Source organism: Amycolatopsis thermoflava N1165, assembly GCF_000473265.1.
Lineage (GTDB): Bacteria > Actinomycetota > Actinomycetes > Mycobacteriales > Pseudonocardiaceae > Amycolatopsis_E > Amycolatopsis_E thermoflava.
In genome coordinates this window covers 3,532,154-3,558,828 of record NZ_KI421511.1, presented here as the reverse complement: position 1 = coordinate 3,558,828, position 26,675 = coordinate 3,532,154, and the positions used below count along the sequence as shown (strand labels likewise).

The window sequence follows — 26,675 nt, the reverse complement described above, 5'->3', positions numbered from 1 at the left end:
TTCCGGTCGACGACGCGGCCCGGCGCGCGCTGCTCGGGGCGCTCCTGCGCCAGGCGATCGACCTCGTGCCGCCGTCCCTCGACTCGATGCTCGCGGCAATCGCCAGAGCCAAGGGGCCGGAGTTGACTCTGCCTGGCGACCTCGTTCCGGATGCGGTGCGCGACCAGGACGGCGAACGCACGGAACTCCGCGAGTGGCGGCTCCGGGAGTGGCGGCTCGACGACAGCCTCATCCGGCAGGCACGCGGGTGGGCGCACCCGGCGCAGGACCCCGAGCCCGCCTACGCCGGGCCCCGGCCGCGCTCCCCGCGTTACCTCGTCACCTCCGAGCACGCCCCCGAGCTCCTGGAAGACCAGGGGGCGCTGCAGGCCGCCGAAGACCCGTTCCAGTCCACAACGAACCTCGCCCACGTCGAACTCCCCGGGGACGGGAACAAACTCTGGATCTACGAGCACCACACCGCGGGAGGCGCGGTGGACAGCGGTGCGGCGGACGGTGAAACGCGCGTCCGGCACGAACGCATCCCGCTCGAAGAGATCAGCGGCTGGTGGGAGGTCACCCGCCGGGGCTTCGATGGCTTCCTGGAACGGGTCGCCTGGTACGCGAACCCGCGCTTCCGCGGCGTGCCCGGACCGGCCGAAGTCGTGGTGCACCGCCTTGACGACCAGGCCCGGCGGGACCTGTCCGCGTTCGCGAAGCAGAACCTCGACCAGGTGGCTGACGAGCTGGGCGTGCCGGTCGAGGAGGTCGAGCGGCGGATCGACGAGAAGCTGGCTTCGTCGTTCGAGCTGAGCGCCGAGGGGCTGGCCGAAGCGTTCCGGAACGACGAGGCGGCGATCACGCGGCTGTCGCCCTACCTGGACGCGGCGGCGGTGTACGACTGGGAGTCGGAGCGGGTCGGGCTGCGGCCCGGCGACCCGCTGGCCGTGATGGCGGCCGGTCTGGTCAAGGAGGTCGTCACCTCCTTCGACGCGGCGCCGACGGCTGCGGACGGCCCGGCCGCCGATGTGCTGGTGCGGCGAGAAGTCAAGCACCACCTGGTGGTGCTGCGCTGGGTGCAGGCACTGAAGGGTGCGCTGCCGGACGAACTCGCCGAAGTGCGGTCCTGGACGCCGGAGCTGCTGACCGAGGTGCTGCAGTGGCGTTATCCGTCCACAGTGGACCACGTCGCCCGGTTCACCGGGGCTCTTCGCGAATCCACCCCGGTTGTCGAGCCGAGCCTCGGTCGGGAACGGATCGTCCTGCAGGTTGTCGCCGCGGCCGTCAGCGACCGCGTGGCCGGTGTCACCGCACGCGTCCTGGACTTCGCGGACAAGGCGGGGGCCGGCCTGCTGTTCGACGTGGTCATGGGCGACGTGAGCTTCACCATGGCCGTTCGCGAAGGCGTCGCGTCGATACCGTCCCGGTCCTCCGGAACCCCTACTCTCTTCACCGCTTCGTTGCCGCTGTCGAAGCTCGGCGAACTGTCGGCGCCGTTGATCAGCGAAATGATCGCCGACCTCGCGAAGACCGAGTTCGGACAGGACACGGGCAGCGATGCGCCGGCCGCCGCGGAGCGGTCGCGGGGAGCGGGACCGGAACGGACGGGGGAGCCCGCCGCCCTGCCGTCGGACGTGGTCCGGAACGCGCTGGGCAAGGCCCGGCTCGACGGCTTCCTGCGCGGTGTCGAGGTCGTGGACAGCCCGCCCACGGTGACGGTGACCGGCCTCGACAAGGCCGATCGCGCGTTCGCGCTGCGGATCAGCGCGGAGCCTCTGCTGGTGGAGCCGCGGCTGCGGTTGTCCACGGGCGACCCGTCGACGCACCTGCTGGACGTGCCCGCCGCGGCGGCTCCGGCGGACCAGGAGCGGATGATCGCGGACGCCCTGCGCGCGATGACCGCGCACCGGGCGCTGACCGCCGGGACGGAGGACGTTCCGCCGCCGGGACGGGACACCGAACGGGGCTGGATCAGCAACGACGACTTCGAGGAGTTGCTGGTCGACGCCGGCGAGGCCGTCGAGCGGTCGTACAGCTACATGGACCGGACCGGGGAACCGTCGGACTCACTTCACATCGTCGAGCAGCGTAAGACGCACGCGGGTGCGGTGGCGCTCAAGCGCGGCTGGCCCACGCTGACCGGGCCGCGCCGTTCCCTCGCGCCGGCCGACGAGATCTCGAACCTGCACGACAACATGGTGCGCGCACACGAGTGGTTCCTCCGCTACGCGCCGGAACTGACGGTGCGGGCCAGCATGTTCCCGGGCGTTTCGATGCTGGAGCACCTCCGCGCTCAGCGCGCCCTGACGTCGTGGATGGACACGACCGGTGGTCCGCTCGACCGGCGTTTCCTGAGCCGCGTGCCGGCAAGCGGTGATCTCGCGCGGCAGCACCTCGTCGCCGCGCTGGGCAGGCACATCGGCCCGGAGCGCGTACCCCAGTGGGAAAGGGCCGCCGCGCTGCTGTTGCCGGCGGGGGAGTGGGTTCCGGCCGCCGTCGATGGTGTCTCCCTGGCCGACCTGCTCGACATCGCGGCAGCGGTGCACGGCGCGGGCGGTGGAGCGGATCTGACCGGCAGGGTCCTCGCTGCCGCGGCACGGGCGGCGGAGGACTCCGGGCGGTCCGACGCGGCTCGCGCGGCACTCGACCGGGTCGTGGCGGACGCCCGTGCTCTGGACCACTCGATCGCTTCGGCAGACCGTGGTGACCTCGCCGCGGTCGCCGACGCGCTCGCACGGCTGCGCGCCAGCCTGCTCACGCTCGGGATGCACGGTATCGACGTGGCGACCCCGGACTGGGGTGGCAGTGTCGATACCGCAGGCCCGGTCCTGCCCGGCCGTCCCGCGAAGCCGTTGATGGGCACCACCATGATGGGCGGCGGCTCAGGTCTGTGGAACAGCGAGCCGCCGACGCCGCGCGCGCACCGGATCAAGGCGATCGGCCGTGCCATCGTGCTCGGAGGGTGGCTGACCGGCAGGCCGGTCGCCGCCGCGATGATGCGCCACTTCCTCGGCAACACGGGTGAGGACTTCGTCGTCGAGCCCGAACATCTCCTTCGGGACGTCCCGCAGCTGCGCGAGAACGCGGCGGCCCAGGTGCGGTACGAGGCCCTCCGCCTCGCGCAGGCGGCCGAGGCACGGGGTGAGGCCGGCACCTTCACGTTCTCGTCGCGCTGGCAGAGGTTCGACACGCTGACCGTCGAGGAGCAGAGCGAGAACTGGTTCCTCGGCGTCGGCACGTTCTACTACGCGGTGAGCGGTGCCGTCACGGTCACGCCGGCCGCCGACGGTGCTCGTCCCGATGTCCGGGTCGACTACCAGGTGCACGTCTACGACCGCTACAGCTGGCACGCCGGCCCGGGCCTGCCGGTCGGTCCGTTCACGATCCCCGACGCCAACTGGCAGGTCCTCCACCGCAGCGGGCTGGCCAGGGAGTTCGACATCGTCGGCTCCACCCAGCGGAAGGTCCACACAGGACCGATCGCGTCGCTGTACGACCTGGACATCCCGGTGCGTGGAAAGCGCATGTGGGAACGGATGCTCGACGGCCTCACGGCGCTGGCCGTGCACCACGCACCGCGGCCGGCGGTTCTCGACCGGCTGTCCGGGCGGTGGCTGTACTATTCGGCCACCGGCGAGGACGCCGACGTCGTCTGGATCCAGCCGGACCCGTCCACAAGATCGATCTCCGTCAGCCTACCCGGGGCGGACGGCCGCCCGGGCTGGGATGCGCGACTCACCTGGAACGCCGCGGAAGGCGCCTACGTCGGCGGTCGCGGCCGGGTCGAGCTGCTGATCGACGGCAACGCGACGGACGGGCGATCCGGTGTCGCGGACGCGGTGCGTGTCACCCGTCCGGACGGCACCATCGAGACCCTCGGGTTCCAGGGGATCTACTCGCCGGAAGCAGACACCGCGGGCGAGCACCCGGCGCGGTCCGCGCTCGTCCCTGAGTTGGGCAGGCCGACGCGGGACGCGATACTCCGGTTCACGTTCCGCGGGTCGGTCCGGGTGCCCGGGCGCGGCCTCGCCCTCTCGGAGGTGTGGCCACGGGGCGAGGCCACCGTGGACCAGGCCGAGATCGATTCGACCGTCGCGGAGGTGTTCGCGGACGGAGTGCCCGGGGTCGAATCGGCGCACACGGTGCCGGACCCCAGCGATGACGGCGTTCTCTGGCTCGTCACCACCACCGGGGGCCTCGAGTTCGCGCTGCGGTTCCGGGCCGACGACCGGCGGACGGGTCCGTGGCTGCAGGTCGGTGCTCTCCAGATCGGTGACCGGATCGAGCAGGCCGCGCCGGTCGAACTGGTCCTGCCCGGCGTGCCTGTCGATGCGGGCGCCCGGCGGGAAGCACTGGAACTCGTGCTCCGCCAGGGACTCGACATGGTCCCCCGCACCGTCAACGCGATGACCGCTCCCTTCACCGGCCGCGTGCCCGAGCACCGGCGGCCGCTTCCCGGCCGCCTCGTGCCGCCGGAGATCGCCGGCTACGAGCGCGGCGCGGCGACTGCCCGGGTGTGGCAGCTGAATCGTGCACTCGCCCTGTACGAGCAAGACGTGACGCGTGAGCCCGGCACCGTCACCCCCTCGCCGGGTGGCCCACTGCCCGCCAACCTGCGCAGCGTGACGCTGCCCGGCGCCGGTGGTGATCCGATCCCGGGTGCGCAGCGCAGCCGGCTCCACCCCCAGGCGCCGGCCTACGTCGTGAGCGGCGTGAGCCCGACCGAGGTGACCGGCCTCGGTGGTATCGGCATGCGGCACATCCTGGCGGTCACTGCCCTGGACGTCCAGCGGGCCGGTGGGGACGAAACGCCGTCGAACGCCGTGGTGTCCACCGGTGACCTGGTGTCCGCGATGCGACGGCTCGGCTCGCTGGACGCCTGGATCTACGAACACCACTCACCGGGCGGTGTCGAGGTCGATGCCACGAACGCGCTCCAGGGGAACGAGCCGACGGGGTACAACCTCGTCCTGCACCGAAACGTTCCGCTGGGGGAGATTTCCGGTTGGTGGCACGTCACCCGGGACTTCTCCGGCCAGATCGAGTCCGTCACGTGGCTCCCCAACCCGGACTTCGAAGGCGTGCGGGCTGTTGCGGAGACGCCGGTCGGAACCCTCGACGCGGGTGCCCGCCAGGACCTCGCCGACTACGCGAAGCGGGGAGCGCGGGTGCTGGCCGAAGCACTGGGCGTGTCGCAAGCCGAGGTCGAGCGGCGGATCGAGGAGAAGGCGGCGTCGTCCTTCGAACTGAGCCCGTTCGGTCTCGCCGCCGAGTTCGTCACCGACGGCGCGGCCTACGCCCGGTTGTCGCCGTACGTGGGTGTCGCGGCGGTGTACGACTGGGAGTCGGGCCGGGTCGGTTTGCGGCCGGGTGATCCGCTGGCTGTGATGGCGACCGGTCTGGTGAAGGAGGTCGTCACTTCGTTCCGGGATGCTCCGGCGGTGGCTGCGGCTCGGCCGGGTGGTTCGGCTGCGGACCTGATGCTGCGGCGGGAGGTCGAGGACCACCTGGCTGTGCTGGAGTGGGTGCGGGCGCTGGAGGGTCCGTTGCCTGCGGAGCTGGCTGAGGTGCGTTCCTGGACGCCGGAGCTGCTGACCGAGGTGCTGCGGTGGCGGTATCCGTCCACTGTGGACCACGTCGATCGGTTCACCACGGCGATCCGGGAGAACGCCCCGGTCGTCGAACCGAGCCTGGGTCGCGAGGGCGCGGACGACCTCTGGCTGCTGCGGATGGCCGAGACGAGCCTGCCGACCGGACTGGGCGCCCCGACGCACGTGATCGCGCGCCTCAGCGCCTCCGGCACGGTGTCCCTGCAGGTCCACTACCCCGGACAGCAGACGGCGACGGTGTTCCTGGTGCCCGACGCTCCCGCGGAGGCGGTGGCGGAACAGGTCCGCCGCATCCAGGAGCGGTTCGGCACCGAGCTGCCCGACGGCTCCGCCGCGGCATCCGAGACCGTGACGGCGGACCAGGTGGCTGAGCAGCCGGCGCTGCCCGGGGAGCCCGGCGATCCGGACGACGACCTCCCTGCCGCACCGGCGGCGGCGGAGCCGGAACCACCGGCGGCCGTTCCGAAACCACCGGTGGCCGCGCCGGAACAACCGGCACCGTTCGTGCCCGAACCGCGCGGGCAGCGAACGGTCGTCCCGGCGCCGTCCGGCGCGTCCGGGACCACCTCGTCGGAACTCCAGCGTGCAGGCGGGCCGGCCGAAGCGCCGACCCCGGCGGCGGAAGCGCTGCGGGACGCGGTCACCGCCGCGATCGACGCGGCGGGCCTGAAGGCCCGCGTCCGCCAGGTCGCGGTCGTGCCGAATGGCGAGCACGTCCAGGTCGTCGTGCTCGACCGGGCGGGCCGGCAGCACCGCGCGGAGGTGCGTGACGGCGACCAGTACGTGATCGAGCGAATCGACGGCCCGAACGACGGCGTCGACCGGTTCGCCGTTCCCGGGCAGGTCGCGGAGGAGATCCGCGTCCGGTTGCTCACGGCCCAGCTGCGTGTGCTCGCCGCCGAGTGGGCAGTGGACCACGCCCAGCCGATGGTCCGCGGGCCGCAGCCGGTGCAGTCGCCGGACGGGATCGAGATCCGGCGGCGGCCGGCTCCCGTGGTGCAGCCCGAGGCGCCCCTGCGGCTCCGCGTGGCCCGGGGCAGCGACGGTCCGATGCGGAGACTCGCGGAAACCGTCGTCGCGCGCATGACAGGGCATCCGGTGCAGGTCACCGCGACCAAGGCGGACGACGGCACGATCCGGCTCGAAGTGACTTACGGCGACCAGCGTCCGTTCACGGTGGTCGTGCGCGAAGGCACAGAGTTGTGGCCCTATTTCCAGGACCTGCGCGACGGCGTGCCGGTCCGCGACGACCGGTTCGGGGAGAACGGCAACACCTACGACGTGCCGCTGCGGCTGACGGAACTCGGCGACATGGCGCCGACCGTGGTGGCCGACGCGGTCCTCCAGATCACGCTGTCCCGGTTCCGCAACCAGCTGAACACGCCCGACGCGAGCCGGTACTCCCGCGAGCCGGGTGAAGCCATCCCGGTCCGCGTCGCCGAGCGCGGGGTGGCCCGTGCGGCGCTGGGCGACTCGGTCACGGACGTGTGGGTCACCGAGGGCACCGAAGCCGGCACCGTGACCGTGCGCGCGACCGCCCCTGGCGGCGCCCCCATCCGTGTGGACATCCGCACGGTCGAGGGTGTCGACGCACCGCGGCTCCGCCTCGCCCTCGGTGACCACCGGCCCTACCTCTACGAGGTGCCGCCCGGGATGACGCAGGCCACGCAGGTCCGCGTCGTCGCGGACGCCCTGCGTGGTGTGCTCGCGTACCGGCACGCCGTGCTCGGGCTCGGCACCTTGCCGCCGGCGCGCGGACCGATCACTGCCGACAGCCGTCCGGACCTGCTACCCGCGATGCCGGCCGACCCCGCTCTGCCCGGGATCTTCGACCCGGGTGCGGTGAACCTGGCCGCGCTCTTCCCCCAGACCGCTCCGCTGCGCGAGGCCGCCGAGGAGATCGCCGATCGCGTCGCCGCGGACCACGCCGCGCTGAGCGAGGCGCAGCAGGCCTACGTCTCGGCGATCAACGCCATCGAGGACGACGAGCGGTATGTGCCGTGGGTGGCGCAACGCCTTGGCGAGCTGATGGGTGTGCCGTCCAACGACAGCCAGGTGCTGGACGCGCTGGCCTCGGCCTACCAGATGACCCGCGTCGAGGTCGAGGCCCTCGTCATCGAACCGGGCCAGGCGCTGCAGGCCCGGTACGTCGTGGTGCCGCCGCCGAAGATCGCCCGCGAGATCATCGGCCAGACGGCCGAGGTCACGCTCCAGCTCGTCGCTGACCACCGCGACCGGCTGGTCGTGGCCGCGGAGAACGCGCTGAACCGCATGTCCGAAGCCGAACGGCGCTGGGAGCACAGCCGCGACACCGGCCGGCGGGAGCTCGAGCGCGTGCGGCAGGACGCGGTCGACGACGGACTGCCGGACTGGATCGCCGGCGACGCCACGTCCAAGGCGCTCGGCCGGATCCTCGACGAGAACAGGCGCCCGGAGTTCCAGTCCAAGAAGTTCACGGACGAGCGGGCGAAGACGTTCGGTTCCCAGGGTCACGACCTGCGCAGCCTGGTGGGCACCCGCCGTGGCCTGGTCCGCGCGGTGCGGGAACACGAACCGGCTCGCCGGGAGGCGGAGAAGCGCTACCGGGCGGCCGCCGCGGAACTCCGCCAGGCCCGCCTGGCGCTCAACGAGCGCCGCGGCTGGGTGCCGGCGCTCCTGCGCAACGAGGGCGGCACCGCGGCGGGCGTGCAGTCGGTGGCCACCGCGCTCAACCTGCCGGTCAGCTTCGTCTCGGCCAGCCGGGCGGCGGAGGTGCGGACCGAGTTCCGGGGCAACCGCGCCGAGGTCCTGCGTCAGGCGGCCAACCGGGTGCGGGCGGCCCAGGCCCGCCTGGACGAGGCGATCGACGCGTTCATCGCCGCCGAACGCGAGCGCGACGAAGCGCACAAGGACTACGTCGACGCACTTCGTCCCGCGGTCAACGCCGCCGCCGACGACGGGGTCAAGCTGGTCGAGATCGCGCGCCGCACCGGGCTGACCGACACCGAGATCACCGAGATCACCCGCCGCGTGGTCGCCTCCGGCCGGTCGGAGACCGAGTCCCGGTACGGCCTGCCCTACATCGACCGCTACCTCGAAGCCCGCGGTCTGCTGGGCAAGTTCGCCCGCCGGTTCCTCGGAGCCAGGACCCTGGTCGACATCGACGGCCTCATCCGCGCGGCCGAGGCGATCGACCCCGACTCGCCGGACGCCCTGCAGCAACTCCTGGACTTGGGCACCTCGATGGACACCGCGCTGGCGATGTTCACCAACCGCCTGTCCACGAAGGACATCAGCGACGTCCACCACCACCTGCTGAGCTACGCGCTGGACAACCAGTACCTCGGTTCCGGCAACGAGAACGCCGCCGAGCTGAAGACCCGGTTGAAGACGTTCATGGAGTGGCTCAAGCAGGAGCCCAAGCAGAGCCTGGCCGAGCGGCAGTTGCGCTACCGCGAGGCGCGCGGGGACCTGGGCCGCATCCTGTACTCGGCGATCCGCGAACGCGCGCTGGGACTCGCCGCGGCCAGCGGGGCGACCTACTACGGGCTGATCAACTCGCTGCGAGCCGGCCTCATCGACGAGAAGGACGTCCTGGAACTGCAGGGCAAGCTCGCCGACGCGCTGGTCTTCAAGATGTACAACGAACTGCCCGAGGACGTGCGGTGGCGGGCCGACGTCGGGCTCGTGGGCACGCGCTGGGACATCGCCGGCGCCGAGGGCTACGACCTGACCATGCTGATGGCCGAGTTCGCCTACCTCGGCGCGGAGCAGACCGACGACAAGGAAGCGATCAAGCAGCTCCTCGGCGACGAGGCCAACACGACCTACAACCCGAAGTGGATCAACCAGCTCAAGCTGACGGTCGCCGCCGCGGTGCAGGTGAAGGCCGACCTGGCCGAGGGCAGGCTGACCGGCACCGCCGCTGACGAGGCCCGCGCGCTGATCGGCGATCCCGACGCGGTGATGTCGCCGGTGGACAAGGCCGAGTACCTGGAGAAGCTCGTCCAGAACGGCGAGACACTGCGGTACCTGCTGCGGTCGGCCGGCCACCCGGAGAAGGCGGCGAGCCTGCCTGCCGAGGTGCCGGACATGTTCAACCCGCACCTGCTGGCGAAGCTGCGCGCCAACCGGATGACCGGCCAGACCTTCCTGCTGCACAAGGACAACGGGTTCGCCACAGTCGACCTCAACGGGTTGTTCCGGGCCGGGCCGCCGGACGAGCGCGGTCTGATCCCGATGATGGCCCTGATGAAGCACCACCCCGAGTTCCGGAACAACCGGATCATCTGGGCGCACCTCGGGGTCGGGAACTGGACCCACCTGACGCCGGAACACCTCGACATGCTCGACCGCATGATGGACCTGGTGCCCGGCCTCAACTACGACTTCTCGTGGACGCCGCTGGGCCAGTACATGCGGGACGACCCGGCGGTGTTCGAGCGGTTCATCGAGTTCGCCGTCAAGCACCAGGACCGCCTGATCTTCGGCTCGGACGGCATCAGCATGATGCCGAGCACGCAGCTGGACCGGCACGCGACGGAGATGGAACCGGTCTTCCGCGCGATCATGGAGCGCCGCCCCGAGGACGGCGAGGCCATCGTCGCGAAGATGCGCGGGGGCAACTACGTCCGCGTGATGGGCGAGGCGGAGCGCGACGCGAGCCAGCGGTTCGTCGACGAGTACTTCTCGCGGCACCACAACGCCTGGATCGAGGTGCTGTCGAACTACCCGAAGCACGTGCAGGAGGGCTTCCACAAGAAGGCGAAGTCCCTGGTGGAAAAGGGATTCGTGCCGCACCCCGACCAGGCCGTCGGGCCGGGCGTCGGCATGGGGGACGGGTCCGACGCCCGGTCGGCGGAGACACCGGCGGAGCGCAGCCAGCGGTTCCTCGACGAGTACCACGCGCACCGCGACGCCTGGCTCGCGAGGATGGCCGACGCCCCGGCCGCGGTCGTGCAGGCGTTCCACGACCGCGCGCAGGAGCTGTGGGACCAGGGCTTGCGGCCGCGCGTCGACGCGGCGGTGGGTCCGGCCGGGACGCGCGACGGGATCTGGCGCGAGAACCAGCAGATCCGGTCGTCGGTCACCGCCTACAAGATCGCCTACGCCGACTTCGGGAGCCCGGAGTCCGCGAAGCAGGTCGTGCGTGACATGAAGGCGCAGATCCGCAAGAGCGCGGCGGAGCGCGCGGACGCGAGGCGCAACCGCAACGGGCTTCAGATCGAGGAGGAGGACAAGCTCGGGCTCGACGCGCCGGTCGAAGCGCTGATCGCGGCGCACTTCGCGCTGAAGGCGTCCGAGGACATGACGGCCGAGGAACGGCAGCAGTTCGTCGGCAAGGTGCTCGACGACGTCACGGGGACCGAGGAACAGCGGCTCGCCACCGAGGAGAGCACGAAGGAACTCCGCAGCTTCTGGCGCCGGCGTGGTCTGATCGGCTGGACGACCATGGCGGCGGGCACCGCCGTCGGCGCGACGGCCATCGTGATGGGCGCCGTCCCGGCGGCCATCGCGGGATCCGCCGCCACCGTCGCGGGCGGCGCGTTCGTCGTGCGGTCGCTGCTGTCGAGCCTGAAGGTCGCGCACGCGCAGGACATCCGGGTCACCACGGAATCGATGATGGAGCGCGAGCGCATCGACGTCGAAGCCGTGCACCGCCTGATGAAGATGACCCGGCAGCTGATGCTCAACGACGTCAGCCCGGGCGGGAAGCGGTTCCGGGAGCGGTTCGCCGGGATCGTCGAGCGGGTCACGAGCCAGTTCGAGGAAAAGGTCACGCAGATGCTGACCGACTACATCGTGACCGTCCACTTCAGACTCCCGGAAGGTGTCACCGCGCAGAGCCGCCGGGTCTGGGCCAACATGCTGTTCTCGAGGCTCAAGGACTACGTCAACCGGATCATCGGCGGCACCGCGGACTCGATCAACCGGATGAACCCGGCCGCCGGGCTGTTCGGCCGGAGTTCGCACGTGTTCACCGCCGGAACGTGGCTGGTGAACGGGATGAACCAGTTGCTGCAGGGCCTCGCGGGAGCGGGGCTGGCGGCCTGGGTTTCGCTCGCCTACATCCCGTCGTCGCTGCTGTTCGGGCTGACCTCCATCCCCGGCATCTGGTCGGACTACGACCCGGTCGCCCGTCCTGGTATGCGCAAGATCCAGAACCTGCTGGCGTTCCCGCTGCTGACCGTGGCGAACGCCGGTCTCACCCTGCAGTACATCGCCGAGGGGAAGTGGTTCAACACCGTCGCCGCGACGACCCTCACGGCCGCCACCGGGAAGCTGTCCGCAATCGGCCTGAAGGTCGAGCGCAAGGAGGGCCGGGTCGGTGCGAAACTCGGCCCCGGCTCGATGTTCTTCGCGCAGAGCGCGCTGACCGCGATCGGCACGACGATGATCACCACCAACCCGGTGGCTCTCACGGCCGTCGGCGTGTTCGCGCTCAGCGGGCCGGCCATCTACCTGGCCCGCGGCGCCTGGGCGCGGTTCCGCAGCATCAGCCGGTTCGCCGCGCCGCGGCACAGCCGCTACGAAGGGACCTCGCCGGAACGGGCCCAGCGCACCGAAATCCAGGCTCTGCCCGCGGCCGACGGCGCGCCGATCGGATGGTCCGGGGTCCGGCAGGGACTCGACGAGATCGGCGCGTTCGCGGGACGGCCGGCCCCGGCCCCGGCGGCGGACCGCGCCAAGCTCGGCGAAAAGGTGGCCGACGAGCTGAGCGCCGCCGACCGGGCGAAGCTCGTCTCCCACCGGAACACGAATCCGGCCCCGTCGGCCTCGGTCACGCGGCGCAAGCCGGGCTCCGGCGCCAAACCCGCGACGCGCGGGAATTCCGGATCGGGTCCAGGCTCCCGCCGCGACACGCCGGGGCCGCGGAGCACGAGCCGTCCCGACCGCACCGTGCACCGGGGAAGCGCCGAGGATCCGTTCGGCACCGGGCGGATCGACCGCGACAGCGCACCGCCGGCGCCGCCGCGGACCAGTGGCGATCCCGGCGGCGTACTCGGCCAGGCGTTCTCGTACCACTCCGCCCCCGACGGCACACCGGACGCGGAGAACACACCTGGCCGGGCCGCGGGCGACGGGACCGTGTCCGGTGAATCCCGGGAACGTCCGCACCACGACCTGGGCCGGCCGTGGAGCGGCGTGGACCGGGCGGCGGAACCGGAAGACGGCTTCGCCGCCGCGCTGACCGCGTGGATGGGAAACAACCAGGGCACGCCCGTCCCCGGCGCCGATGGCGTGTGGGAGGTCGCCGCGGCGGGGAACGTGTTCCAGGTGCGCGTCAGCGTCGACCCGGCCGCGTCACTGCCCCGGCTGTACGAACCGGGCGCCGATGGCCTCGCCGAGGTGAAACTCCCGTGGATGCCGGAGCACGAGACGGACCGCCGCCTCCTGATGGCGCCGGCCATGGCTCGCGTGCTGACGCTGCTCCCGGACGTCGCCCAGCCCGCCACCACCGCCGCTCCGGCCGGGATCGCGGACCTCGTGCCCCGGCCGGGCAACCCCGTGTCCGGTCAGGAAGCGGGGCGGGGCTTCGACCGCATCGTCGGGGGGACCACGTTCGCGGGCGCCGAGGTGCGGCTCGCCGCCGCCCACACCGGCGAGAACTCGGTCGACCTGCGCTTCGCGTCCGCCGACGAGGAGCAGGTCGCGCTGCGGACCTTCGTCTGGGACGGCGACACCCTCCGGGCCCGGCACCCGCACCTCGCCGCGTCCCCGGCCGCGGCGGCGCTCGACGCGTTCCTCACGGAGCGCTACGGCGAGTGGGGAGTGTCCTCTGTGGACGCTCCGGTGACCGGCGCGGACCGGATCCCGCGGGCGCTGGCCGGAGACACCTGGGCGCCGGGTGATCGCGGCAGGCAGGCCGCGGAAGCCGTCTTCGCCGCACTGGCCGAACAGCGCGAGATCCTGCAGGACACGGCCGACCGGCTGGACCGGCAGATCGAATCCGGCGCACGGGGCGGCGTCGCGCAGACAGTGCTCCGTCACGGTGCCACGGACGGCACGACGCTCCTCAGCGACCTGCGCGGCCGGATCGACGCCATCGGCGACCTCTCCCGCCGGGCGGCGGACAACGCGTACGGGTCCCCGGACTACCCGTCGCCCCGTGAGATCGCGCAGCTCGGCGCCCCCGGCCGGATGGCGCTGACCGCTCCCGCGGCGCTCCACCTGCGGCAGGACCTGACAGCGCCGGAGCAGCAGCCGTCGTGGCGTCCAGGGCCGCCGGACACCCTCGAGCTGGACTCCGGAGCGGACCTGCTGTTGCAGCGGCGGGACAGGGTGTACGACGAGATCACGCTCGGCGACCTGCCCCGCCACGAGAAGACCGGCGGGTTCGGGCGCCACGTGGGTGAGGCCTGGAGCCTGCTCGGCGTCGAAGGCAGGCTCGTCGTGCGGATCCCGGACACCGCTTCCCGGGCCCACGTCGCCGAGCTGCAGGGCGGCCTCGACCGGTGGTTCGCACGCACCGCGGAAGAGTCCGGCCCGGACGGCGCGCGACAGGTGGTCGCCTGGATGCCGCGGGGACGCTCGGCGCTGCTCCCGGCCGCCGAGGGTCCGGTACTGGTGGCCGGTGACGACATAGCCGCCACGACACCGGAGCGCGACGACTTCGCCCAGGTCGTGTTCCAGGACCTGGCACCGGCTGCTTTCACCGGTCCCGCGATCGCGGCGATCGCCAACGCCATGTCGGCGCTGCGCCCCGGCGGCACGCTCGCGATCGCCGGCAACCCGCGCATCGCGCAGCACGTGCCCGATCTGGTTCGGGCCCTGGCCGCCTCGGGTGCCGTGGCCATCACGGTCGACGGCGACGTCGGCGTGACCATCGTCGCCCGGAAGGCCGTGCCGGGGACCGAACCGGGCGTCCTGAACAATGCGGCCGGTTACGCGCAGGTGTACGCCGAAGCGGTCCGGCGGCTCGAAGCGGCCGGCGCGGCGGACGCGGACGCGCCCGAGAAGTCCCGCAGGGCACTGGAACACGCGCGGGACCGCCAGGCGTTCCACGCCGCCGGCGCGGGGCGCGAGTGGTCGGCGCGGCCGGTCGACCTGCGCCTCGACCACTGGAGCCGCACCGATCTCACCGGCGCGGCGCTGACCGCGCTCGCGGACGCGCTGTCCGGGGAGTCGACGCTCCGGATCAGCACCTCGGCGACGGCGGACGCCGCGCTGATCCGGACCTACCTCGAAACCGCGGGGCTGCGCGTCACGGTCGAGCGGAGCACCGACACGGTGGTCGTCGAGGGGGCCAGGGACGCGATGCCCCGGTACCCGGAGGCGCAGGTCCGGCGTCCGGAGCCGGGGGAGCGGCCAGAGGGCATCGCCGGTCTGTTCCCGCACCGGGGCGAGTGGCCGCCGGACATCGAGGCGGAGGTCGGTCGGTGGTTCCGCTTCGTGGACCACGACTTCCGGCTCACCCGTGCCGTCACCGAGAGCGAGGCGGGGCGCGACACGGTGGCCCTCACCTTCGACGTCGACCCCTACGGCCGCCCCGACCGGTCGCTTCCCGTGGGGGCGGGCCAGGCGCGGAACCGCTTCATCCTCGAGGTGCGTCTGCACCGGGAGCCGGACGGCAGGCTGTGGGCCGAGCAGCGCACCCCCGCGTCACCCGACGCCCCGCGGTATTCGAACGCCACCTCCGACGTCAACAAGACCCTGCTCACGCAGTACCTCGCGGCCGGTGTGTCGTTCCTGTCGCACGAGGTGTCCGGTAATCGCGGCATCGACCTGGCCAACGCCGGTTACGGGTGGCACCCGGGGCAGCGTGGGCGCGAAGACTCCGCCCGCGCGCTGGCCCACATGCGCGACCTGCGTGACGCGATGGCCCGCGCGCTGCGTCAAGACCGGCCGCTGGACCGGGAGATCGATCACGGCCCCCCGGATGCCGACCAGATGCGATGGGCGGTCCGCCGCGCGGACGCCATCCTGCTGCGGGCGGCAGAGCACGAGTTCGGCACGCCGGGGTACCCGACCCCGGCCGACATCGTCAGCTTCGGAGCACCGACCTACCTGCGCGGAACCGTCGATCCCTGGCCGGGCGAAGACGTGCTGCGCGCCCTCGGGAGCTGGGTCGCCACCCTCGACCCGCAGGCGGAACCCGACGGACCGCCCGCGCCGTGGTCCGCCCCCGGGAACCAAGTCGTGATCGAGAACGCGACCGGGCCGGTGCAGCAGGGCGAGCCCGCGGCGGAGATCGTGCTGCGTGGCCTCCGGCCGGACGCGGACGACGGCGGCGTGGCCGAGGTCGTCGACGCCGCGTGGCGATCGCTGCCCCACGACGGACGGCTGGTCGTCGAGGTCGAGCGGGGTGTTCCGGCGGACAAGGTCCGCCAGACCCTGGAGTGGTACTTCGGTGAGGTCGGCGGCGAATTCGACGGACGCGAAGACGGCCGGTTCGTCGGCTGGGCGAAACGGGCCCGGCCCGTCTACCCCGACCTCCCGGCCGGGCCGAGCCTGGTGGTCGGTGGCGGCCGGGTGCCAGGTTCCGCCGCGCTCCGGGACGGCGACGTCGCGGTCGACAGCGACCCGGACAGCCGGCCCGACGTGGTGGCCGACGTCGCGGCGAACGAGATGCCGCGGGGCGGGTTCCGCTCCGCGATCTTCTCGGAGGTGCCGGCCGAGGCGTTCACCGGACCGGCGATCGGTGCGCTGCCGAACGCCTTGGGCGCCCTACCGGAAGGCGGACGTCTGACGGGGATCACCGATGCCGGGCTCGCGCCGCACCTCGGTGACCTGGTCTCGACGGCCGTCGCGCTCGGCACCACCGAGATCGGCTTCACCGGCCTCTGGACCGGCACCGTCGCCTTCGACCTGGTCAAGGGAGCCTACGACCCGCACGGGTACGCGGACGTCCACGCGAAGGCGATCGCGCGGATCGAAGCCGAGCTCGCGCGCACCGGCGACGAGCGCCTCCGGACGATGCTCGAGCACGCCCGCCGGGGGCACGAGCGGCACCGCGCGGCCGCCGGGGGACAGGCTGCCGGTCGGCGGATTCCGGCGCGGCTGCGCATCGAGAGCTGGGACCACCGGCTGCTGACCGAGCAGGTCGTGCGCCAGACCGGGGCCGCCCTGCCGGTGGGTTCGACGGTGTCGATCGGCACCGGCCCCGCGGCGGATCGCGCAGCCATCACGGACGCCCTGCGCGCGGCCGGGTTCGACATCGACCACCTGCCTTCGCGCGGGATCACGGCGGTCAAGCGGTTCGAACCGGGAAGCCCGAGCTGGGTGGCCGACGAACAGGGGCGCCGCGACGCCGCCGACGTGCTGGCGTTGCTGCGGGACCGGCGCGCGGTGCTGGCCGATCTCCTCGCCGCGGTCGAGGCGAGCGAGCACGACCGGACCGGGAGGGTGGTGCAGACCGCCGCCCGGCGCCTGCGCGTCGACCTCCACGCGGTCGGCGAACCCCACGCCGGCGATCCGTTGCGCCGTGCCCGCGAGATGGCACGGGCACTCGCGGACATCCTGAACGGCGAACTCCGTCGCGCCGGCGAGGTGCTCGACCGCGCGTCCCGGCATCCGTTCGGCACCGACGGGTTCCCGACACCGGTGGACATCGCCGCGGTCGGTTCCACCGGGCTGACCGCGCTCGAGTTCGCCGCCGGCGGGCGCTACCAGCAGCCGGCACCGGTCACCGGGGACGACCGCCTGCCGTGGCACGAGCAGTTCGAGCGGACGGCCACCGTCGACGTGCGGAAGTTGAGCGGGCTCGGGGACAGCCAGTGGTACCACGAACTCACGCTCCACAACCCGTCGCGGGACCAGCGCACCGGCAGTGTCGGCAGGACCGTGCGGCAGCTCGCGCGGTCGCTCCACAGCGACGGCCGCGCGATCGTGGAGTTCGGTGCGGACGCGTCCACGGGGCTGGTCGAGGAAATGCGTGACGCTCTCGGCGAGTGGTTCGTGCGGGTCACCGAGGAGCCGGACGCCTCCGGCGGGCGCCGGCTGGTCGCCGTGGTGCCGCGGGAGTTTCCGGCCACCGTGACCGAGGCACCGGGACCGCGTCTGCTCGTCGGCGACGCCGCGGCGCTACCCGCTCGCCGCCAAGGCGATCTCGCGGTCGCCGGCCGGAACCTCACGCATTCCGAGACGATGAACGACCACCAGGAATCGCCGGAGCGCGGGCGGTTCGCCGAGGTCGTCTTCGACGCGCTGCCTTCGGCCGAAGATCCCGAGCTGCTCGGGCGGGTGGCGGCGGCGTTCGAGGCGCTGCGGGACGGCGGGGTGGTCCGCGTGCTGGAGGTGGGCCGGCAGGGGGTGCACGACCTGGTCGACATCTTCGTCGGCCTCGGTGCCGCGGAGATCACTGCGGACGGTTCCGGCGGCGTCGGCCTGGTGGTGCGCAAGGGAACCACCACGCCGACGGCGTACGCGTCGGTCTACACCGAGGCCGTCAAGGCGCTCGCCGGCCGCGCGTACCGTGACTTCGAACCGGACGAGCTGCGGTTCGCCCGCGAACGGCTCGCGGCGCACCGGGCCGCCGCCGAGGGGGCGGGCCCCGAGACGCCCCGGCCGGTGTCGGTGCACCTGCGGGGCTTCGACACGCCGAACGGCTACGTCATCGGAAAGATCATCGGCGCGCTGACGCCGGGCTCGGAACTCCGCATGACGACGTCCGAACAGCGCGCCGACGACGTCGTCGACACGATGCGCTACTACGGAATGCCGCTCGCTTCGACCACACACGACGACGGAAGGGCCGTGATCACGGCCCGGAAGCCGGATACCGTGACGCCGGACGCGGGGGTGCACCTCGCGGACGCGCTCCGCACCGTCAAGGACGCCTGGTACACCGTCAAGATCGAGGAAGAGGCTCCGGGGCGGGTCCGGTTCCGGGTGGGCACCGTCGCCGCCGAGGTCGTGGTCGCCGAGCCGGGCGTCCTGACCGGCGACGCCAGGTCCACGGCAACCATCGAGTCGTCCGCGTTCCGGTCGCGCACCATCCGGATCGCCGTCGCCCCGGGGCTCAGCCGGGACGCGGCCGCTCGCGAGATCGCCTACCAGATCGGCAAGTCCCGGCACGAGCTGGAGGAACTCCCGGTCGCCCGGTTGCTCGGCGGTCTGCGGCGCCGGAAGCTGCCACTTCCGTCGGCTGATCTGGTCGGCAAGCTCGCCGTCCTGGAAGTGATGTCCGAACAGCGGCGCCACGGCAACGGCTTCGCCGTCCTGAACGAAATGCTCGACCTGGAGCGGGAGATCCAGCGGGCCCTGCCGCGCGGGCTCGACTTCGAGCAGGTCAAGCTGGACAGGCTGAGCCAGCAGGCGCGGCAGATGCTCACCGAGGGCCGCGCTCCGCAGGCCCCGCCGCGCAGCAACGACGTCAGCCCGGTGACGCCGTGGAACTCGCGCCGCGCCGAGCGGAAGTTCACCTTCAACCGTTTCGATCCGGCGTGGGAGGGCGCGGAGATCCCGCACATGCCTGCTCGCGCCGTCCCGTCGGTGCCGCACGAAATCCTGCGCGAGACGATCGCGCACGGCGACAACGCGCACGCGCTGGTCGACTTGGACCTGGACCTGCCCGCGCTGCACCGCACCTTCGGCGAGCTCCTGCCCGAGGCGGTCCAGGTCGCGCACCGCCAGGGGAGCGACCGCCTGGCGGGGATCGCCGAGGAGTCTTCCGGGGATCTGCGGGCCGGCCTCGTCGAGGCGCTGGCAGCGCCGCCGCGGCGGACGACCCCGCCGGCGCTCGGGGACGCGGCACGGTGGTTCGGGTTCCCCGCCGACGACACCACCGCGTTCACGGCCTGGCTGGAGCGCGCCGGCATCCCGGCCGACCCCGGCCCGGCGGAACTGTCGCGGTTGCGTGAGGTCGCGGCGCTGATGGTGGTCGGCGATCACGCCGTCTCCGCCGAGCGGCGACGCCAGTTCGCGGACACCGACCCGGCCGCGATCGGTGACGCCTTCCACAGCTTGCCCGACGGGCTCGCCGCAACCGCTCTGGTGCCCGGATCGGATGCCGACTTCGTGCCTGCCGCGCTGGCGGAGATCGGGGAACTGCCGCCGGCTCGCCAGGCCGAGCTGAGCAGGACCGCGGAAGCCCTGCTGGACCGGTTCTTCCGCGGCGGCGACCGCGATGTCACGGCGCCCCCGGCGGCGCTCGAGCGCGTGCTCGCGGCGTTGCACGCGCACGGTCCGGTGTTCGCCGCCTGGCTCACCGGCCAGATCCCGGGTGCCGCGGTCACCGAAGGGTTCGCGCAGCTGGACACAGCGGCACTCACGGGGTCCGATGTGGACGCGGAGGTGCGCGGGGAGCCGGAGCCCACGCCCGCGGCAGTCGACGAGCCGCCCGCGCGCCAGGTCGTCGACGACGCGTCCGGCCTCCTGGGCGCGGTGCGGCTGCTCGACGACGCCCTTCCCGACGTCACGCGACTGCAGGCCGCGGGCAGTGTGGTCCGGTTCCGCACCGGTGGCACACCGGTCACGATTTTCCTGAGCTCCGCCGAAGTCCTGAACACGCCGGAGGAAACGGGCGACCGCATCGTCGCGCGCTCGGCCGTCGTCACCGAGGACGGCGACAGCCGGATCCAGGTGGAGATCGCGGCCGGGCTCACCCCGAGCCACGCGACCCGGGAGATCGCCTACCATCTCGGCAAGTCGCTCCACGAGCTGGCGCAGCGGCGGCGGCGTTCCTTCGCCGGGCTGTTCGGCCGCAGGAAGCCCCAGCTGCCCGCCGAGATCGCGGGCCGCCTGATGATCCTCGAAGCCATGGCCCGGCAGCGGGAAACGGCGGGCAACCCGATCCAGGCGCTGGCCGAGATGCGGTCCTTCGCCCGGCGGATCCAGGAGGCGCTCCCCGCTGGTCTCGGGTTCACCCAGGTGCAGGCCGACCACCTGACGGACAAGGCCCTCCGGGTGCTCGCGGAGCAGCCGATCCGGCCGCAGGCGGCCGAGAACGGCAACCCGGTCGCCCGCGGGGGACGCGATCCCTTCACAGTCAACAGGTTCGACCCGGCCTGGCAGGGCGCGGAGATCCCGGCCGCCCCCGCCCGGCGGGCGCCGGTGCCGTTCGAGGTCGTGCTCGATACCGTCACCCGCGAGGACAACGCCTACTTCCTGCTGACCGGGGACCTGGACCTGCCCGCGCTGTACCGCACGTTCGGCGCTCTCCTGCCCGAAGCCGTGCAGGTCGCGCACCGCAGGGGCAGCGGCCGCCTGGCCGAGATCGCCGAGGAGTGGTCGGGCGACCTGCGAACCGGTCTCAGCGCCGCACTCGTCGGGCCTCCGCCTCGGACCGCCGCTCCGTCCTCGGCGGACGCCGCACGGTGGTTCGGTTTCCGCGCCGACGACACCACTGCCTTCCGGGCCTGGCTGGAGCGCGCCGGGATCCCGGCCGATCCCACGCAGGCGGACCTGCTGCGGCTGCGTGAGGTCGCCGCGCTGATGGTGCTCGGCGACCACTTCGTCACCGGTCCGGTGCGGCGCCAGTTCGCCGAAGCAGACCCGGCCGCGCTGGGCGACGCGTTCCACAACTGGCCGGACGGGTTGTCCGCGACCGCACTGGTTCCCGCGTCCGGCAACGACTTCGTGGCCGTGGCGGAGGCGGAGATCGCGCGCCTGCCCCGTGCCCGGCAGGCCGAGCTGACCCGCACCGCCGAAGCCCTGCTGACCCGGTTCTTCCACGGTGGGACCACCGGTGGCGACGCCCCGCCGGGCGCGCTGGAGCGCATCCGGGCCGCCTTGCACACCCACGGTCCGCAGTTCGCCGCGTGGCTCACCGGGCAGCTCCCCGGCGCCGCGGTCACCGACGGTTTCGCGCAGCTCGACGTCGCCGCCGAACTCGCCGCGCACCCCGTGGCGGAGCCCGGCGCGGGTGCCGCCGAAATCGACTTCCACCCCGACCGGCAGGTCCGGGCGCAGTTCCAGGACCTGCTCACGCTCGTCGACGCGCACCAGCGCGGGTTGGCCGGCCTGGCCGGAGTGGAACAGCGGATGCGCGACGCGGCCGACGATCACGGCGCCGCGGTCGCGCTGGCCGACGAGCTGGCCGAACCGATGACGAAGCTGCTCGAGGCGATCGGGGAGCGGGTCGGCCTGCTGTCCGGTCAGGTGACCGAGCTGGCCCGCAAGCACGAGCCGGGGGAGACCCAGGCGGAGGTGGCGTTGAGCCACCGGTACCAGCGCCTCGCCGGCGTTCTCGATCTCGTGCACGCGCGCTGGGCGGAACACCAGGAACAGCTCGCCTACGCGCACCAGGCCGTCGAGGGACTGACGGCGTGGACGGAGCTCGCCGACGAGGCGCGCGCCGCGGAGGCCGCGAACGGGCCGCTGCCCACGCTGGGCGGCGAACCCATCTCGCCCGCGATCGCGCACCAGTACGCCACGGACGCGGCGCGCGAGGTCGGCGCCGAGTTGCGGCGGATGGAGGCGCTGCGCAGGTCGTTCGACACCGCGCTCACCGAGCTGACCAGGGAAGTCGCGTCGCTGGAGGAAGTCCACGACGCCTTCCCCCGGATCGGTGTCCGCGGCGAGGGGATCGACCCCACCGAGGACCGGCCCCGGGTGCTGCGGGCCGACGTCGAAGGGCTGGTCCGCCCCACCGTCCAGAGCCTGTCCGAGCGCGATCTGGCCGCCATCGAGCACACTCTGAACCTGCTCGACCAGCATCAGACGACGGTGCGGGCACTGCGGGAGCGGCTGGGCGCGCTCGGCGTGCAGGAGTACGAGCAGGCGCGGCGGGCAGCTGACTTCGCCGCCCTGGCCGGACATTCCGACGTCGCCGTGCGCCGGCTGGTGGCGGAGCTGACCGCGGTCGAGGACGCTCTCAAACTCCTGGTCAGCGGCACCGCCGACGCGACGGACCATGGGCTCGGCCTCAACGAGGCGCACGCGGGCAGCGACCAGCGGTTCAAGGTGTTCGAGGAAGCCGCGCTCACGCACCCGCGGTTCCGCGGCATGCTCCGGGACCTCTCGGGACTGCGCCTGATCGCCGAACTGCGCCGGACGGAAGAACACCCGTCGCCCGGCTGGGCCCACTTCGTGCGGCCCGACGGCCCGATCCGGGCGCCGGAGCTCAAGGGTGTCGCCGACGACCGGCTGTACACCATCGTGCTGAAGCAGCTCAACGAACCGCAGATCCCGGGTCTCTACGTCCCGGTCGCGGAACAGGAGCCGGCCGACCTGGTGACCCTGTCCGAACCGGCCTCGCACAACGTGACCGAGGTCTGGTGGTACTCGGGTACGGACAAGGCGCGCGGCCTCCGGGTGTTCCGGCCCGGGTTCACGTTCCAGACCCGGGTGGGACCCTCCCTGACACAGATCGCCTCGGGCGACCACCCGCTGGCGGCGAAGTTCCGCTTCCAGGCGCGGGCCGACTGGATCAAGGAGCACTTCGGCACCACCATCGGCAGCGAGGCGGAACTCGCCGAGTTCGTCGCCGAGCAGGGGCACGACCCGACCGACGGGGTGGATCTGCCGATGCCGGCCGCGATCGCGGACGGGTGGCCCGAAGGCGGGCAGTTGCGGATCCACGTCCGCCCCGACGCCACCGCGGACGAGGCGAAGACAGCGCGGCGGGAACTCGTCAAGGAGTTCGCCTCCCAGTACCGGCCGCAGAACCCGTCGCCGTCGATCGAGAACCGGACCACCCAGATGGCCCAGGGCGGCAGTGCCGCCGGTCTCGCGCTCGGCACCCTCGCCGGCCTGGCGGCCGGGCTGGGGGTCAGCCCGCTGTACCTGCTCGGCCGCGTCGTGTACTACGGCTGGGCCACGGCGCTCGCGCCGGTGGCGTACTACACCGCGCTGGGCAAGCAGGTGCAGGCAGCGGACAAGATGCGGCGGCAGCGGGCGTTCCTGATGCGCGGCGGCATGGGCACACCCGCCGACGTGCTCGAAGCGGACAACCACGCGACCGCGGAGTCGGCTCGCACGATGTCCGAACTGGTGCACGTCGCGGTGCCGGAGACCACGCCGCCCGTCGAGCACGAGCCGCTCAACGGCGGCGAGCTCAAGGATTTCGAGCGCACGCTGTCCGGCCTCGGCGGCGAAATCGCGCGCCAGCTCGTCGACGGCGAGTTCCCGGACGAGTTCCTGCCCACCCCGGACCTGAAGAGGACCTTCGCGAACCTGACCGATGTGGCCTGGTCCGACGAGCGCATCGCGCATCACGACGCCGGCAAGCAGGCCGTCCAGGACGCCGGGACGCTCAAGCTGACCCTCCCGTCGGGGGAGCACCTCAAGATCTCGGTCGAGGTGGGCCGCTTCGACCGGTCCTACCAGGTGCTCAAGGGCGCCGACGTGCCGGCGGGCGAGCAGCGGTACTGGATCGGCATCGACCAGAAGACCTACCGCGCAGGCGTGGACGCGGTCCGCGAAGCACTGTCCAAGCAGGTCGTCGACGTCGTGATCGCCGGCGCGCAGCTCTGGATGCAGCCCACGGTGTGGTCCATGGCGGCGGAGGCGTTCACGACCTTCCCGCTGGAGGTCGGTGTCAGCGCCGCGTTCGCCGCCATGACGGGTAGCTGGGACATGCTCGGCGCGTCGATCGGCAGCAGCGGCGGCAACCGTGGTGGCGGGGTCGCCTCGCGCTTCATCAACTGGAAGTACGTCGCTTCGGCCCGCAAGATGTGGGCGGACGCGATCCGGGAGAACCAGGAGTTCCGGCCGCTCGTCGGCGCCACCGCCCGACGCGCCATGGCCGACCAGTCGCTGCGCGTCATGGCGGCTCCGGCCGAACTGAACCGCGCGTTCGGCGCCGAGGTCGCCCGTTTCCTGCCCGCCGAGCCGGCTCCGGAGCCGGCGCCGGACGACCACACCGAACTGCTCGGTGCCGCGGTCCGCCACGCGCTCGACCACGCGCGCGCCAAGCCCGGCATCAGCGGCGCTCGCGTCCTCACCGCGGAGGAGGTCCGGGCGGAGCAGGCCGTCGGTGAGCGCGAGGCGGCGAAGGACGCGGTCGCCGCGGCCAAGAAGGCTGCGGGCGAGGCGACCGCCGAGCCGGATGCGCGGGAGAAGCTCCGACAGGCGGAAACCGCCCTCGCGGAGGCCGAGACGGCGGCGAGGGAAGCCGAGCGCCTGGCCGGCGAAGCGCGTCAGCGCACGGCGGGCCGCGAGCTGACGCCGGACGAGCTGGCCGCGGCGGCAGAGGCGGGCGGGGGCTCGGTCACGGTCGTCATCTCGGCCGATCCGCGGCTGCGCGTCCCGAAGATTCCGGCCGAGCTGCGCGTGATGGTCGGCTTCAGCGCCGGGCTGCCGGTGCCCACGATGCCGGTGATGACCCACCTGGCCGTCTACAAGCGCGGCCGGACGGACGTCCGCGACTTCATGATGCTGCTGCCGGAACAGTGGACCGCGGGTGACACCCGCGTCCCGGCCGACGAGCTCGGAACGTGGATGCAGCGGCACGTCGACAGCCTCATCGAGCGGGAACGGTTCCTGCACGGCCGATCGGTCCGCCAGCTCGCCCTCGCGGCGATGGGCAAGGCCATCGGCAGCGGTGCGGTCAGCACCGTGGTGAGCGTCGAGCAGGGCAACATCGCCGGCGCCGGGCAGTCGCTCAGCGACGCCACGCAGAAGACGCTCGACGGGGCGATGCGCATGATCACCGCGCGCGCCAACCTGGAGCGGACGTCGACGCGGATGCAGAAGGAGGTGACGGCACAGGCCGCGACGCCGCGCGCCCAGGACGACCTCGCGTGGCTCACCGCACGGGAGGTGCGCCGCGAGGACGAGCGGCTGCGCAAGCTGCTGACGAGCTACGCCGACCACTCCGAGCTCGGGCCCAAGGCGCGGGAGATTCTCGCTCGCCGCGGCGACGGGATCGCCGAACCCGGGACGATGACGACCCGCCTGCGCGAGCTGGGCGAGGCGGGTGAGCTGGAGCGCCGGATCCCGCACCTGGCGAGCCACTCGTGGCGGGGCGACAACGCGCTCGTCGTGCACATCGACAAGATCGGCAGGCCCGGCTTCCGGAACATCTGGGCGAAGGTGCGCGGTGCGCACCAGCAGCAGCTGATCTTCGCGTTCCAGGCCGGGGCGCCCGGGGCACCCACGCGCATCCAATCGAACACGATCGACTCGGCGTTCCTCATCACGGGCGAGGACGCCGACGAAGCGATCCGGCTGATGACTCTGCAGATCAAGGCCGCCCACCTCGGCTACACCGGCGTCCCGGGCAAGGCGGACCTGCTGTACGCCGACTTCTCGACCGGCAACGTGCCCAACCTGGCGAGCCGTGGCGCCATCGAGTGGGCCGGGCCGAACACCAACCTGAAGAACGTCGGGATCCAGGGCCTGTCGGCCGCGTTGTCGATGTGGGTCAACGTGATCTCGCAGTCGTGGTTCCGTCGCGGCGAGTTCCTGACCGACGAGCAGTTCCGGCTGCTGTACGGCTACGACGGCGCGGTGATGAGCGAGGACCGGGACGCCCTCGCCGCCCTCAAGGCCCGCCAGACCTTCGACTACGTGCGCCGTCGTCAGCTCGACTTCCTCGAGTTCGCCGAAGCCGCCGGGCTGTACGCCCCCAAGACCGTCGAGATCCTGCGGGACGGCCTCGCCGAGGACGCTCCGCCGTTCGCCGAGGTGTTCGCCCGCCACGGGATCCGCGTCGACGAGATCGGCACCGAACAGCCGGACGGCGCATGGAACTGGGCGGACCTGGACCGGCACGTGCGCGAAACGGCGCCCGCCGAGCCCGTCAAGCAGACCGGGCCGGCGGCGACGGAGGAGCCCGCCCGGGCGGCGGAGCCCGTGGCGCCCCCTGTCGCGCAACTGCCGGCCGGCCCGCTGGAGCCCTCCGTCGAGACCGCGCGGTGGGTGGGCGCCGCGGCGGGCGTCGACCTTGCCGGCACCAGGATCTGGGTCGTGGACGACGCGAACGTCCTGGACATGCTGCGCGACGAAGGCGCACTGGGGGCCACGCCGACCTTCCTGGACGAACCGGAGATCTGGCTGACCCCGGAGGCGTTCGTGTCCGCCGCGAAGCTGGCCAGGGTCCTCGGCCACGAGCGCGCGCACGTGGAGCAGTTGCGTGCCGGTATCCGCCCCACGGCGGAGGTCGTCAACACCCTGGAGTCGAACGCCGAAGCACACGGCGATGCCGCGGTGGACCGCCTGCACGGCCGCCGTGCCCGTCCGCCCGTGGTCGAGCCGGACCAGCTGCCGGAGGCCGGGGACGGA

At 72.7% G+C, this 26,675-nt stretch carries 1 protein-coding gene (cut by both window edges); it reads left to right on the top strand.

Every position in this 26,675-nt window falls within one protein-coding gene, locus AMYTH_RS0117480, for a hypothetical protein, read on the top strand. The gene is 55,956 nt long; 15,535 of those nucleotides lie to the left of the window and 13,746 to its right, leaving coding positions 15,536-42,210 in view, spanning codon 5,179 (partial) through codon 14,070 (complete); the first complete codon in view begins at position 3. Both the start codon and the stop codon lie outside the window.